14 protein-coding genes are annotated in these 13,061 nt (G+C 67.0%); 5 read left to right on the top strand and 9 right to left on the bottom strand.

What is annotated here, in order from left to right:
* Positions 1–145 precede the first annotated feature (145 nt).
* Positions 146–604 (bottom strand): dUTP diphosphatase, encoded by a 459-nt coding sequence (gene dut, locus KZX42_RS15005; protein WP_248120609.1) that lies wholly within the window; start codon positions 602–604, stop codon positions 146–148.
* Entirely contained in the window at positions 601–1,830 is a 1,230-nt protein-coding gene (gene coaBC, locus KZX42_RS15000; protein WP_248120607.1) for a bifunctional phosphopantothenoylcysteine decarboxylase/phosphopantothenate--cysteine ligase CoaBC, read from the bottom strand. Before coaBC ends, dut begins: the two co-directional genes overlap by 4 nt.
* Before the next feature lie 113 nt (positions 1,831–1,943).
* Here coaBC and KZX42_RS14995 point away from each other — a divergent pair, with 113 nt between their 5' ends.
* Both KZX42_RS14995 and KZX42_RS14990 read left to right on the top strand, forming a co-directional pair.
* Positions 1,944–2,462, top strand: coding sequence for an S-type pyocin family protein (locus tag KZX42_RS14995; protein WP_248120605.1), 519 nt, complete (start codon positions 1,944–1,946; stop codon positions 2,460–2,462).
* 41 nt (positions 2,463–2,503) lie between these two features.
* On the top strand, positions 2,504–3,352 hold the full coding sequence (locus KZX42_RS14990) for an HAD family hydrolase (protein WP_248120604.1): 849 nt from the start codon (positions 2,504–2,506) through the stop codon (positions 3,350–3,352).
* Positions 3,353–3,359: 7 nt separating this feature from the next.
* Here KZX42_RS14990 and KZX42_RS14985 read toward each other — a convergent pair whose 3' ends face one another.
* The 7 genes from KZX42_RS14985 to sdhC are packed head-to-tail and all read right to left on the bottom strand — an operon-like array spanning position 3,360 to position 8,380.
* Positions 3,360–3,728 carry a PilZ domain-containing protein gene (locus tag KZX42_RS14985; RefSeq protein WP_248120602.1) on the bottom strand — a complete coding sequence of 123 codons (369 nt, stop codon included), beginning with the start codon at positions 3,726–3,728 and terminating at the stop codon, positions 3,360–3,362.
* Between the two features lie 17 nt (positions 3,729–3,745).
* Positions 3,746–4,549, bottom strand: coding sequence for a kinase (locus KZX42_RS14980; RefSeq protein WP_248120600.1), 804 nt, complete (start codon positions 4,547–4,549; stop codon positions 3,746–3,748).
* A gap of 1 nt (position 4,550) precedes the next feature.
* Positions 4,551–4,871: a 2Fe-2S iron-sulfur cluster-binding protein gene (locus tag KZX42_RS14975; RefSeq protein WP_248120598.1), complete on the bottom strand. Its 321-nt coding sequence runs from the start codon at positions 4,869–4,871 to the stop codon at positions 4,551–4,553.
* Positions 4,872–4,925: 54 nt separating this feature from the next.
* Complete coding sequence (locus tag KZX42_RS14970) at positions 4,926–5,720, bottom strand: succinate dehydrogenase iron-sulfur subunit (RefSeq protein WP_248120596.1); 795 nt, start codon at positions 5,718–5,720, stop codon at positions 4,926–4,928.
* A 1-nt stretch (position 5,721) separates the two neighbouring features.
* Positions 5,722–7,506: a succinate dehydrogenase flavoprotein subunit gene (sdhA, locus tag KZX42_RS14965; protein ID WP_248120594.1), complete on the bottom strand. Its 1,785-nt coding sequence runs from the start codon at positions 7,504–7,506 to the stop codon at positions 5,722–5,724.
* Between the two features lie 8 nt (positions 7,507–7,514).
* The gene (gene sdhD / locus KZX42_RS14960) at positions 7,515–7,919 is read right to left on the bottom strand and encodes a succinate dehydrogenase, hydrophobic membrane anchor protein (RefSeq protein ID WP_248120592.1); all 405 of its coding nucleotides are present in this window, start codon (positions 7,917–7,919) and stop codon (positions 7,515–7,517) included.
* Positions 7,916–8,380, bottom strand: a complete 465-nt coding sequence (sdhC, locus tag KZX42_RS14955) for a succinate dehydrogenase, cytochrome b556 subunit (protein WP_248120590.1) — start codon at positions 8,378–8,380, stop codon at positions 7,916–7,918. Before sdhC ends, sdhD begins: the two co-directional genes overlap by 4 nt.
* 206 nt (positions 8,381–8,586) lie before the next feature.
* On the opposite strand from sdhC, the gene KZX42_RS14950 reads away from it, so the two are divergent.
* The 3 genes from KZX42_RS14950 (at position 8,587) to alaS (ending at position 12,821) form a co-directional block, all read left to right on the top strand.
* Positions 8,587–9,183 carry a hypothetical protein gene (locus tag KZX42_RS14950; protein WP_248120589.1) on the top strand — a complete coding sequence of 199 codons (597 nt, stop codon included), beginning with the start codon at positions 8,587–8,589 and terminating at the stop codon, positions 9,181–9,183.
* Between the two features lie 37 nt (positions 9,184–9,220).
* Entirely contained in the window at positions 9,221–10,087 is an 867-nt protein-coding gene (locus tag KZX42_RS14945) for a pirin family protein (protein WP_248120587.1), read from the top strand.
* Between the two features lie 88 nt (positions 10,088–10,175).
* On the top strand, positions 10,176–12,821 hold the full coding sequence (gene alaS, locus KZX42_RS14940; RefSeq protein ID WP_248120585.1) for an alanine--tRNA ligase: 2,646 nt from the start codon (positions 10,176–10,178) through the stop codon (positions 12,819–12,821).
* Positions 12,822–13,061 lie beyond the last annotated feature (240 nt).

Genomic DNA, 13,061 nt, shown 5'->3' with positions numbered 1-13,061 from the left:
AGCCGGACCTAGACTCTGCGACTCGGACGACTGCGCCGTCGTGGGTTGAGGAGGATTCGAAGCTTCAGAACACCCAGCCAGAACAAGCGTGACAACGACGCTGAGGAGTTTCGTATCCAACCGCCCCATTGCCCTCGGCCTCGTCCTAACGCCCCGTCGAGCCGAAGCCGCCCGCGCCACGCGCGGTTTCATCCAGCGTCTCGACCTCGACCCAGTCGGCGCGTTCGTGGCGGGCGATCACCAGCTGGGCGATGCGTTCGCCGCGTCGGATGACGAAGGGCTCGGCGCCGATATTGGCCAGGATCACGCCGCACTCGCCGCGATAGTCGCTGTCGATGGTGCCGGGCGCATTGGGGCAGATGATGCCGTGTTTCAGCGCCAGACCCGAGCGGGCGCGCACCTGAGCCTCATAGCCCAGCGGCAGGGCGATCTTCAGGCCCGTGGGCACCAGAACCCGCTGGCCGGGCGCCAGGGTCATCGGCTGGTCCTCGGGCACGGCTGCGCGCAGGTCCATGCCCGCCGATCCGGCCGTCTCATAGGCAGGCAGAGGCAGGCCCTCGGAATGCGGCAGGCGCTGGATCTGGACGGCGGCGGGTTCGGTCATTCGGAGGCCTTGAAGTGATCGGCGATGCGGGCGGCGACGGCGCGGGCGATGGCGGTCTTGGACTGGCGCGGCCAGGCTTCGGTCTTGTCGGCGGTGACCAGCAGAACGGCGTTGCCGTCCGATCCGAACACATCGTCCGACACGTCATTGCCGATGATCCAGTCGCAGCCCTTGCGTGACAGCTTGGCCCGCGCATTGGCCTCCAGATCGGTCGTCTCGGCGGCGAAACCGATCACCAGACGGGGGCGGTTCGGGCCGGGCGCGGCGATCCCCGCCAGGATGTCGGGGTTCTCGATCAGGGCCAGTGTGGGCGGGCCGCCCGGCCCCTTCTTGATCTTTCCGCCCGCGATGATGTCCACGCGCCAGTCGGCGACGGCGGCGGACAGCACGGCGATATCGGCGGGCAGTTGGTCCTGCGTCGCCGCCTGCATCTCCAGCGCGCTTTCCACATACACTCGCGTCACGCCGGGCGGCGCGCCGAGCGCCGTCGGGCCGGACACCAGCGTCACTTCGGCGCCCAGTTCCGCCAGGGCGGCGGCGATGGCGTAACCCTGCTTGCCGCTGGAGCGATTGGTCAGGCCGCGCACCGGGTCGATCGGCTCGAATGTCGGCCCGGCGGTGACGACCGCCTTCCGGCCCGCCAGAGGCCGCCCGGCGGCGCCCGCCGTCAGGCCGATGATGGCGTCGAGAATGGCCGCAGGCTCGGCCATCCGGCCCGGCCCGAATTCGCCACAGGCCATCTCGCCGTCGTCCGGCCCCACGACCGCGACGCCGTGGAAACCGTCGAAAGCCTTCAGCCGCTCGACATTGGCCTGGACCGCCGGATGCAGCCACATCCGTACATTCATGGCCGGGGCCAGCAGCACCCGCTTGTCCGTGGCGATCAGGGTGGTGGAGGCCAGATCGTCGGCCAGACCGTTCGCCGCCTTGGCGATCAGGCCCGCCGTCGCCGGGGCCACGACCACCAGATCGGCCCAGCGCGACAGCTCGATATGGCCCATGGTGGTTTCTTCTTCGGGGTGGAAAAGACCCGACCGCACCGGATGGCCCGACAACGCCGCCAGCGACAGGGGGGTGACGAACTCGGCCCCGGATTCGGTCAGGATCACCCGCGTCTGGCCGCCCGCCTTGGCGATCAACCGCACCAGCTCCAGCGACTTGTAGGCGGCTATGCCGCCGCCGACGATCAGCAGGATCTTGCGATGGGAAAGGGCGCGGCTGTCCATGGATCAGGTCTAGCGATCCTCCATGACCGCGTCGAGACGGAGCGTAGGAACATTGCGCGAACAGCCAAGTTGTGCTTTCTTCGCGTCAAGCGGGTATATGAAGGGGCGCGGAGATGAAGACGACGATTAGGGGCGTGGCTGCGCTGGCGCTGGGCGGATTGCTGCTGGCCGTGGGGGCTTGCGACCGATCTTCGGCGGTGGAGACGCGTGATCGCTCGACCGAGGCCAAGCCCATGGCTCTGGCGGACACGGCTGGATCGGTCGCCGAAACGGCGTCCGCGGCCGAGCCGAAGCCCGTCCTGACCGCCAACCGTCGCGAGACGGTCGACGCCAAGATCGCTCGTCTCTACGACCGCAACGGCGCCGACTTCGGGGCCCGCTCGGCCGAGGACTATCTGGCCAAGGTGACGGCCTTCACCACCAAGCCGCCGCGTGACGTGGAGACGGTCAAACGCCCGAACGGCGACACCCTGCTCTATCAGGCATCCACCAACACCTTCGCCGTGGTGGCGCGCAACGGCACGCCGCGCACCATGTTCAAACCGACGACGGGCGCGGCCTATTGGGACGAGCAGAAGACGGCGGCCCCCACCTTCGGGCAGAGGCGCCAATCGACGGGGGCGGCGGGCTGATATAGAGGGCGGGGTTCGACTGACGCACCGGATGCCGCCTCATGGCCGACAAAGCCCCGCTGAAAACCGCTCTCATCTATGACTTCGACGGCACCCTGGCCCGGGGAAACATGCAGGAGGTGAGCTTCATCCCCTCGGTAGGCATGGACATCGGCGCCTTCTGGAGCGAGGCCGAGCGTCTGACCAAGGACGCAGACGGCGACGGCATCCTGATGTATATGCAGCTGATGCTGCACCATGCGCGCCAGAATGGCGCGCCCGTCACGCGCGAGACCCTGCGCGATCACGGCCGCGAGGTCGCCCTGTTCGAAGGGCTGAAGGATCTCAGCTGGTTCGACCGGATCAATGCGTTCGGCGCCCGCTACGGGTTGGAGATCGAACACTACATCATCTCCGCCGGGCTGGAGGAGATGATCGAGGGCACCCCGATCCGCCCGGCGCTGAAGCACGTCTTTGCCTCCCACTATGTTTATGACGACAAGGGAGAGGCCGCCTGGCCCGCAGTGGGCGTCAACTACACCACCAAGACCCAGTATCTGTTCCGCATCAACAAGGGCGTGAACAACCATTGGGAGCATGAGCGGATCAACCACTTCATTCCCGACGACGAGCGCCCTGTGCCGTTCGAACGGATGATCTTCATCGGCGACGGCGACACCGACGTGCCCACCATGAAGATGATGCACACCAAGGGCGGCTTCTCCATCGCCGTCTATGATCCGCGCTCGAACGAGAAGGACCAGAAGAAGGTCTATTCGCTAATCTCCGAGGACCGGGTGAACTTCGTCGCCGCCGCCGACTATCGCGAGGGTTCGGCCCTGGATCTGATCGTCAAGGGACTGGTCGGCCGCATCGCCATCAACGCCGGGACCATGCCCGCCGGTCTCTGATCCGCGATCAGCGCCCGCCCGCGCGCCGCCAGGCGTCGCGCGCGCCCGCCATACGCGCCGGCACCAGTCCGCGCAGCGAAACGGCGCCGGTCTGGCGCAATCCGGCCTCGTGCCGCCTCTGCCAGACCAGAACGCCGGGATAGGCGACGCCCTCCGCCACATCGATGACGGCGATCTCGGCGGGCAGGGCGGTTCCCCGGTCCAGACGCAGCCTCATGCCGCCGTCCGACAGGTCGATTATGATGCACCCCATCTCCAGACCTGGTGCAGACACCACGCCGGCGACATTGATCAATCTGCGTGGATGAAGGCGACGATCCGCGCGGCCTGCCTGGGCGCGTCCCGGCTCGCCGCGCCTGAGTTTGAAACCGAACAAGCCACATACTCTGAACGCTACAGATGACCCGCAAAGGCGACGGGATGGCGGTCTCGGTCAAGCGTGACGGTTAGATCCGCGCCGACTCCGCTGTCCAGCATGCGCCGCGTCAACCTTTCATAGAATCGGACGAAATCGGCGATGGCGGCGCGACGTTCCGGCGAAAGTTCACGCACGCCCAACAGCTCGGCCTCCTGTTCGCAGCGCCAATCCAGCACCCGCCCGAAATCGGGTGCGCGCAGAAAAATCAGGCGATCCAGACGTTCTGTCAGCGCCCCATAGTCGTGGGCCAGTCTATCATTGCTTTCACGCCGCCAACGCCCGTCGCCGTCGCTGACGCGCTCAAGATCGTTGATGGGCTCCGCCAGCTCTTTGGGCGTCTCAGGCCGGGCGCCCAGGCACCAGCCTTCCAGGATGACGGCGGCGGGACGTCCCTCGAACACCGGCCAGTGCGCCGCTGGCGCGCGATCATCAGCCCGCTTGTCAAAGCGCGGCAAGGGCGTAGCGTCGCCCGGTTCGGCGCGTCGCAACCGATCCAGCACGCGGTTCAGCAGACCCAGATCGTGGGTTCCGGGCGGACCGCGCGTGGCGAACAGCGGATGCACGCGGGCCGCCAGCGTCCGACGTTCGGCCTGGGTCAGATAGACGTCATCCAGCGACAGGGTCGCGCAGCCGAACCGTTCGGCGACGACCTGCGCCAGGGTCGACTTGCCAGAACCTTGCGAACCGGCGATGCCCAGGATGGGCGGCGGCGCATCCCCATCCGCGTGTTCGATCCAGCGACCGATGATCTCGACCAACCCGGGATCGACCCGGGCCATGTCAGTGCTGGTTTTCCGGCAGACGCACGATCAGGCCGTCCAGCGCGTCCGAGACCCGGATCTGGCAGGACAGGCGGCTGTTGGGTTCAACCTCTTCGGCGAAGTCCAGCATCGACTCCTCCATGGCGCTGGGCTTGCCCGTCGCTTCGCGCCAAGCCTCGTCGACATAGACATGACAGGTGGCGCAGGCGCAGGCCCCGCCGCAGTCCGCGTCGATGCCCGGCACATTGTTGCGGATCGCGCCTTCCATGACGCTAAGGCCGTTCTTGACCTCGACCGGGTGCTCGGTCCCGTCGTGTTCGATGTAGGTGATCTTGGCCATGCGCCGCTCTTAACCGAGGGTGGGCCGGAGGCAAGGGCCTCCGGCGTCCGATCCTCAGGCCGCCTTCTTGCGGCTGGGGGCGACCATCAGCTTCTTGGTCTCGGCGATGGCCTTGGCCGGGTTCAGCCCCTTGGGGCAGACCTGGGCGCAGTTCATGATCGTGTGGCAGCGATACAGTTTGAAGGGGTCTTCAAGGTCATCGAGGCGCTTCTGGGTCGCGTCGTCGCGGCTGTCCGAAATCCAGCGATAGGACTGCAGCAGCGCCGCCGGGCCGAGATACTCTTCCTGGTTCCACCAATAGCTGGGGCAGGAGGTCGAGCAGCAGGCGCACAGGATGCACTCGTACAGGCCGTCCAGCTTCTCGCGCTCGGCTGGGGTCTGCAGGCGTTCCTTCTCGGGGTCCGGCTCGTCCGATTGCAGATAGGGCTGGATCGAGTCGTACTGGGCGTAGAACAGGCTCAGGTCCGTCACCAGATCCTTGACCACCGGCTGGTGCGGCAGGGGGGCGATGGTGATGTTGTGCGAGGAGCATTCCTCCCAGCCCTTGGTGCAGGCCAGGGTGTTGCGCCCGTCGATGTTCATCGAGCAGGAGCCGCAGATGCCTTCGCGGCACGAACGACGGAACGACAGGGTCGGGTCGATCGTGTTCTTGATGTGGATCAGGGCGTCCAGCAGCATCGGGCCGTGATCGCTGGTCGGCACCTCATAGACGTCCCAGCGCGGATCGGCGTCGACCTCGGGGTCGTACCGATAGACCTTGTAGGTCTTGACGTCCTTTGACCCCGGCGCGGCCTTGTGAACCTTGCCCTTGGTGGGCTTGGAGCCTTTGGGGAGGGTGAGCTGAACCATCTTAGTAAACCCGTGCCTTGGGCTCGATGTACGAGACTTCGTCGGTCATGGTGTAGTTGTGGACTGGACGGTAGTCGATCTGGACGCCCTCGCCCGGACGCTTCCAGGCCAGGGTGTGCTTCATCCAGTTGACGTCGTCGCGATCGGGATAATCCTCACGGGCGTGAGCGCCGCGCGATTCCGTGCGGTTCAGGCCGCCCTCGATGGTGACCAGAGCCTGAGCGATCAGGTTGTCGTACTCCAGCGTCTCCATCAGATCCGTGTTCCAGATCAGGCCGCGATCCGTGGTCTTGATGTCGGCGCCGGCGGCGTCGATGGCGCGCAGCTTCTGGACGCCTTCTTCCAGCGTCTTGCCGGTGCGGAAGACGGCGGCGTCGGCTTGCATGGCCTGCTGCATCGACAGACGCAGTTCGGCGGTCGGGGTCGAGCCGTCCGCGTAGCGGAAGCGGTCCAGGCGGGCCATGTGGGCGTCGGTCTGGGCCTTGGAGGCCGACGGCACGGCGGACGCCTTGTCCACCACCTCGCCGCAGCGCAGGCCGACGGCTCGGCCGAACACCACCAGGTCGGTCAGGGAGTTGGAGCCCAGGCGGTTGGCGCCGTGCACCGAGACGCAGGCCGCCTCGCCCACGGCCATCAGGCCCGGAACCACGCTGTCGGGGTTGCCGTCGCGCAGCGTCAGCACCTCGCCGTGATAGTTCGTGGGGATGCCGCCCATGTTGTAGTGGACGGTCGGCAGGACCGGGATCGGCTCCTTGGTCACGTCCACGCCGGCGAAGATCTTGGCGCTTTCGGAAATGCCGGGCAGGCGCTGATGCAGGATCTTCGGATCCAGGTGATCCAGGTGCAGGAAGATGTGGTCCTTCTTGGGACCCACGCCGCGGCCTTCGCGGATTTCGATGGTCATGGAGCGCGAAACCATGTCGCGCGGGGCCAGGTCCTTCACGGTCGGCGCATAGCGCTCCATGAAGCGCTCGCCTTCCGAGTTGGTCAGGTATCCGCCCTCGCCACGCGCGCCCTCTGTGATCAGGCAGCCGGCGCCATAGATGCCGGTCGGGTGGAACTGGACGAACTCCATGTCCTGCAGCGGCAGACCGGCGCGCAGCACCATCGCATTGCCGTCGCCGGTGCAGGTGTGAGCCGAGGTGGCGGAGAAATAGGCGCGGCCGTAACCGCCCGTCGCTAGAACCACCATCTTGGCGCGGAACTGGTGAAGCTGGCCATTGTCGAGCTGAAGCGCGGTGACGCCGGTGCAGGCGCCGTCCTGCATGATCAGGTCCAGCGCGAAATATTCGACGAAGAACTTCACCTCGCGACGGACCGACTGGCCGTACAGGGTGTGCAGGATGGCGTGGCCGGTGCGGTCGGCGGCGGCGCAGGTGCGCTGCACCGGGCCTTCGCCGAAGTTGCGGGTCATGCCGCCAAAGGCGCGTTGATAGATCTTGCCTTCGTCGGTGCGACTGAAGGGCACGCCCCAGTGTTCCAGCTCATAGACCGCCTTGGGGGCGTTGCGGACCAGATATTCGATGGAGTCCTGGTCGCCCAGCCAGTCCGACCCCTTGACGGTGTCGTACATATGCCACTGCCAGCTGTCTTCGCCCATGTTGCCGAGCGAGGCGGAGATGCCGCCTTGCGCCGCCACGGTATGCGAGCGGGTCGGGAAGACCTTGGTCACGCAGGCGACCTTCAGCCCCTGCTGTGCGGCGCCCAGTGCGGCGCGCAGGCCCGAGCCGCCGGCGCCGACGACGACGACGTCGTATTCGTGATCGATAAGTTCGTAAGCAGCCATCGGTCTATTCAGGCTCCGAAGCCGGCGGGCAGCGGCGCCGAGCCCAGCGCCAGCCGCACGATGAAGAAGACGCTGGCGGCGGCCAGCACGACGAAGACGATGTTCAGCAGGGCGACCAGCAGGCCGCGTGTCCCTGCGTTCGGCACATAGTCTTCAAGGATCACCTTCCAGGCCAGGCTCAGATAGCCGAAGAAGACCACCGCCGCGATCGCCATAAGGGCCGCGTTCAGCGGATTGGCGAACCAGGCCAGAACGGCGTCATACCCGGCGCCCGCCAGGCTGAAGCCGGTCGAGGCGACCCACAGGCCCAGCGGCAGCAGGGCGATCAACAGCACCCGCTCGGTCAGCCATTCTCCGGCGCCGTGGCGCTCGGAAACCTTGACGTTGTTCTTGAACTTGACGGCGCCGCTCACAGCGAAACCCTCCCGGCGACGAACAGGACGACCCAGAACAGCACGGCCAGCGGGACGGGCGCCCAGACCGCGATGTTGGACAGCAGATTGGCCGATCCCAGGGTCAGCCCGTTGCCGGTGTCGTTATAGGTGTGACGCGCGCCGTTCAGCACGAAGGAGAACAGCACCACCGTCAGGCCGAAGCCGACGAACAGGCCCAGCGGCGATCCGGCCAGTATAAGGAAGTCCGCGTAACGTTCCGGGCCGAACGCCATCGCGCCCAGCCAGGCGACCACGAACAGCACGCCCACGGTCGCGGCGATGATGGTCGCGCGAAACAGGATGGAGGCGGCCATGGTCACGTGCCAGCGCCATACGCCCATGTGCGGCGAAAGCGGCGTGACGTGACCGTTCGGTTGGGTGACGAAACGACCCGTCCGGTCGTTTGCTGCGCCACCCGGCTTCGGGCTGGGCTTGGTCATGCGAATGGTTCTCAAAAGCGAATGAATTCAATCGCCGTGTGCGGTTGCGGAGGCTTTTGTGACCCCGGGCGGCCGGTGTCAACGCACGGCTGGCCATAAGGGACGATTGTTGCGTCTCTAACCCTTGCCGTTCGCCCGAATCACGTTTTCGCGCGAAGGCTTGCCGGCTCTAGGCGATCGGTCCCGCGATTTGGCAGGGTGGGCGCATGATCCTGTTCGCCCTCCTCGCCGCAGCAGCCTTGGCCCAGACGCCTCAAGCCGCGGGGCTTCTGGACGCCACGCCTGAAACCTATCAGGCCCCCGTGGTCCGGCCGTTCGAGCCGCCGTCCGACTTTGGTCGGGAAATCGAAGCGCAGGGCGACGCCGGCGGCGACTGGCGACGCAGCCCGTTGACCGCGGCGGTCGTCGTTGAGGCCTATGCCGGCGATTATGAAGTCAGTCCTGGCGACGGGCAGACCGCCTACGACCAGGGCGTCGCCCAGGCCGAGATCGACGCTGACCATCTCTCCGGTCCGCTGGACGGGCGCTGGCGTGTCGCGGACGCCGACGGCAAGCCGCTGTTGTCCTTCGCCCTGACCGACCGGGGCGAGGGTCGACGCATCGAAGGCGCCTGGCGCCGGCTGGACGCGCGGGCGGCGCCGACCGCTGATGGTCCGGCCGGTCCTGCCAGGTTCGACGGCGCAGCCGCCGTGGTGCCGCTGGCGGACGGCGAACTGCATCTGCGGGCCGCCGGCCGCGGCTGGAGCGGCGAACTGGTCCAGAACGGTCGCGCGCGCGCCGTGACGGTCGCTCGTCCCGGCTAGGCTGGCGGCGGCAGATTAGCCACCTTATATGTGACGAATGACACAGAACACGCCCCGTCCCGTCCTTCGCCTGCACCCCGCCGTTCGCGACGACATCGGCGACCTGACCACGCGCCGCCCCGTGCCCGGCCCCGGTGTGGACCAGATCGATCCCTTCCTGTTCCTGAACCACCACGGACCCCAGACCTATGCGCCCGGCAATGCGGGCCTGCCCTTCGGGCCCCATCCGCACCGTGGCTTCGAGACCGTCACCTTCATTCTGGACGGCGAACTGGCCCATAACGATTCCGGCGGCGGAGAGAGCATCATCTCGGCGGGCGGCATCCAGTGGATGACCGCCGGCTCGGGCCTGATCCACGCCGAACTGTCGCCAGCCGCCTTCAAGCGTGACGGCGGCCCGATGGAGATTCTTCAGCTGTGGGTGAACCTGCCGTCGCGGTTGAAGATGACCAAGCCGGCCTATGTCGGCCTGCAGAAGCCCGACATCCCGGCCTTCGTCACCGAGAATGGAGTCACGGTCGAGCCGGTCTCGGGCGAATGGCTGAGCGTCGAGGCGCCGATCCAGTCGCTGATCGACATCCATCTGGCTGTCGTTCGTCTGCCGACCGGCGCGGCGTTCGAGACCCCCGTCGCGCCCGGCCGCAACGTCTTCCTTTATGTCGTCAAGGGCGAGGTCTCCGTCGCCGGCACCGCCGTGCCGCAATGGAACCTGGCCGCCCTGGGCGACGGCGATGCGGTTCAGATCACCGCCGTATCGGACGCCGTCGTCCTCCTGGGCCACGCCGAACCCATCGGCGAGCCGGTCTTCAGCCACGGCCCCTTCGTCATGAACACCCGCGAAGAGATCATCCAGGCGGTCCAGGACTATCAGGCCGGCAAGTTCGGGCCGCCGCCGCGCGTCTGACGGCGGCCCGGAGGCGGGGATGCGTTCCCCGCCAAAACCCTATATGACGCCGGTTCCTTAGCGACCGCCGAGCCGAAGACACGTCCCTATGCCCAGCCTGAACGAGATCCGCGCCACCTACCTCGACTTCTTCGCGGCCGACGGCCACGAGAAGGTGCACTCGGCGCCGCTGGTGCCGCAGAACGATCCGTCCCTGTTGTTCGTCAATGCGGGCATGGTGCCGTTCAAGGACTATTTCACGGGCGCGGCCAAGCCGCCCTATCCGCGCGCCACCTCCTCGCAGAAATGCGTCCGCGCGGGCGGCAAGCATAACGATCTGGACAACGTCGGCTATACCGCCCGCCACCTGACCTTCTTCGAAATGCTGGGGAACTTCTCCTTCGGCGACTATTTCAAGGAACACGCGATCGACCGGGCGTGGAAGCTGGTCACGCAGGAGTTCGGCCTGGACGCCAAGCGCCTCTTGGTCACCGTCTATATCGACGATGACGAGGCCGCCGCCATCTGGAAGAAGGTCACCGGCTTCTCCGACGACAAGATCATCCGCATCGCCGGCTCTGACAACTTCTGGGCCATGGGCGACAGCGGTCCCTGCGGCCCCTGCACCGAAATCTTCTGGGACCACGGCGACAAGATCGCCGGCGGCCCTCCCGGCAGCCCGGACGAGGACGGCGACCGCTACGTCGAGATCTGGAACAACGTCTTCATGCAGTTCGAGAAGGAGAACGACCAGATCGTTCGCAACCTTCCCAAGCCCAGCGTGGACACCGGCATGGGCCTTGAGCGGATGACCACCGTCCTCCAGGGCGTCCATTCGGTGTTCGAGACCGACCTGTTCAAGACCCTGATCGCGGCCTCCGAAGACGCCACCTCGACCAAGTCCGAGGGCGAGCGCGCCGCCAGCCACCGAGTCATCGCCGACCACCTGCGCTCGTCGTCCTTCCTGATCGCGGACGGCGTCACGCCGTCCAACGAAGGTCGGGGCTATGTGCTGCGCCGCATCATGCGCCGCGCCATGCGCCACGCCCACCTGCTGGGCGCCGCCGACCCGCTGATGCACCGTCTGGTCCCGACCCTGGTGGCGCAGATGGGCGACGCCTATCCCGAACTGGCCCGCGCCCAGCCCTTCATCGAGGACACGCTGAAGCAGGAAGAGATCCGCTTCCGCACCACGCTCGGCCGCGGCATGACCCTGTTCGACACGGCGGTTCAGGGCTTCAAGCCCGGCGACATGCTGGATGGCCAGACCGCCTTCACCCTGTCCGACACCTATGGCTTCCCTCTGGATTTGACCCAGGACGAGGCCCGTCGTCGCGGCTTCTCGGTCAATGTCGACGGGTTCGAGGCCGCCATGGCCGAACAGCGCCAGCGCTCGCGAGAGAACTGGAAGGGCTCGGGTCAGACGGCCAACGCCGGCGAATGGCTGGCCGTGCGCGACCGCATGGGGCCGACCGTCTTCACCGGCTATGAAGCCGTCGAAGGGTCGGGCGAGGTCCTGGCCATCCTGAACGGCGGCGCTCCTGTCGAGGCGGCCGGGGCCGGCGACATCGTCGAGGTCCTGTTCGACACGACCCCCTTCTACGCCGAGAGCGGCGGTCAGACCGGCGACCAGGGAACCCTGGAGTGGCCGGGCGGCGCAGCGGAAGTGCTGGACGTCAAGAAACACGCCGGCGACCTTCACGTCCTGTCCGTCCAGATCACGGCTGGCACGCTTCAGATCGGCGCCCGCGTGGCGCAGAGCGTTGACGCCGACAAACGCCTGACCACGCGCGCCAACCACTCGGCCGCCCACCTGCTGCACACGGCGCTCAAGAATGTCCTCGGCCCGCAGGTGGCGCAGAAGGGCCAACTGGTCGACGCCGAGCGCGCCCGCTTCGACTTCAGCCATTCGGCCCCGGTCACCGAGGAGGAGCTGGCCGCCATCGAGGCCGAGGTCAACGCCGTGATCCGTCAGAACGTCCCGGCGGAGACCAAGCTGATGGCTCCGGCCGACGCCATTGAGGCCGGCGCCATCGCCCTGTTCGGCGAAAAATACGGCGACGAGGTTCGCGTCCTGACCCTGGGCCGTTCGCTGGTTTCGGACAACGCCCCCTATTCGGTCGAACTGTGCGGCGGCACCCACGTCGCCCGCACCGGCGACATCGGCCTGTTCAAGGTGGTTCAGGAAACCGGCGTCGCCGCCGGCGTCCGCCGCATCGAGGCCCTGACCGGCGAGGCCGCGCGCCTTTATCTGGAAGGTCAGGCCAAGGTGGCCCGCAACCTGGCTCGCGACTTCAAGATCCAGCCGTTGGACGTGCCGGCGCGCGTCGAGACCCTTCAGGGGTCGGTCAGGACGCTGGAGAAACAGGTCGCCGAGTTGAAGAAACAGTTGGCCCTGGGCGGCGGTTCGGGCGCGTCCTCCGCGCCGGAGGAGATCGGCGGCGTCAAGCTGATCGCCCGCGTCCTGGATGGGGTGGACGGCAAGGGTCTGCGCGGCGTGGCCGAGGACTTCCGCAAACAGGTCGGCACGGGGGTCGTCGCCCTGATCGGCGTGACCGAGGGCAAGGCCGCCGTCACCGTCGCCGTCACTTCGGACCTGACCGGCACGGTCAACGCCGCCGAACTGGCCCGCGCCGCCGTCCTGGCCATGGGCGGCCAGGGCGCGGGCGGCAAGCCCGACTTCGCCCAGGGCGGCGCCCCGGACGGCGCCAAGGCCGAGCACGGTCTGGCGGCGGTGCGCGCGGCGCTGGGCTGAGCCGACAAGGCCCTTCGTCCGCCGGACGACGGGCCATCGATCCTATTGGCGAGAGAAAAAGGCCGCGTTTTCAACAGCGTGTTTGGCAGCAGCGTCCATCTGCCGGCCGCCGCTCGAACTGCGCGTATAATCGCCGGTCAGAAGGGGATCGTCGCCATGCGCAGGACAAGCCAGTCGGCTTATTCGTCAGGTCGAAATTGAACTTTGCACCATTTTACGGTGTGCAGTGCAATTGGGCCG

This window comes from Brevundimonas sp. EYE_349 (assembly GCF_023147505.1).
Lineage (GTDB): Bacteria > Pseudomonadota > Alphaproteobacteria > Caulobacterales > Caulobacteraceae > Brevundimonas.
The sequence above is the reverse complement of the archived record's forward strand: the minus strand, read 5'-3'. Positions and strand labels throughout refer to the sequence as shown.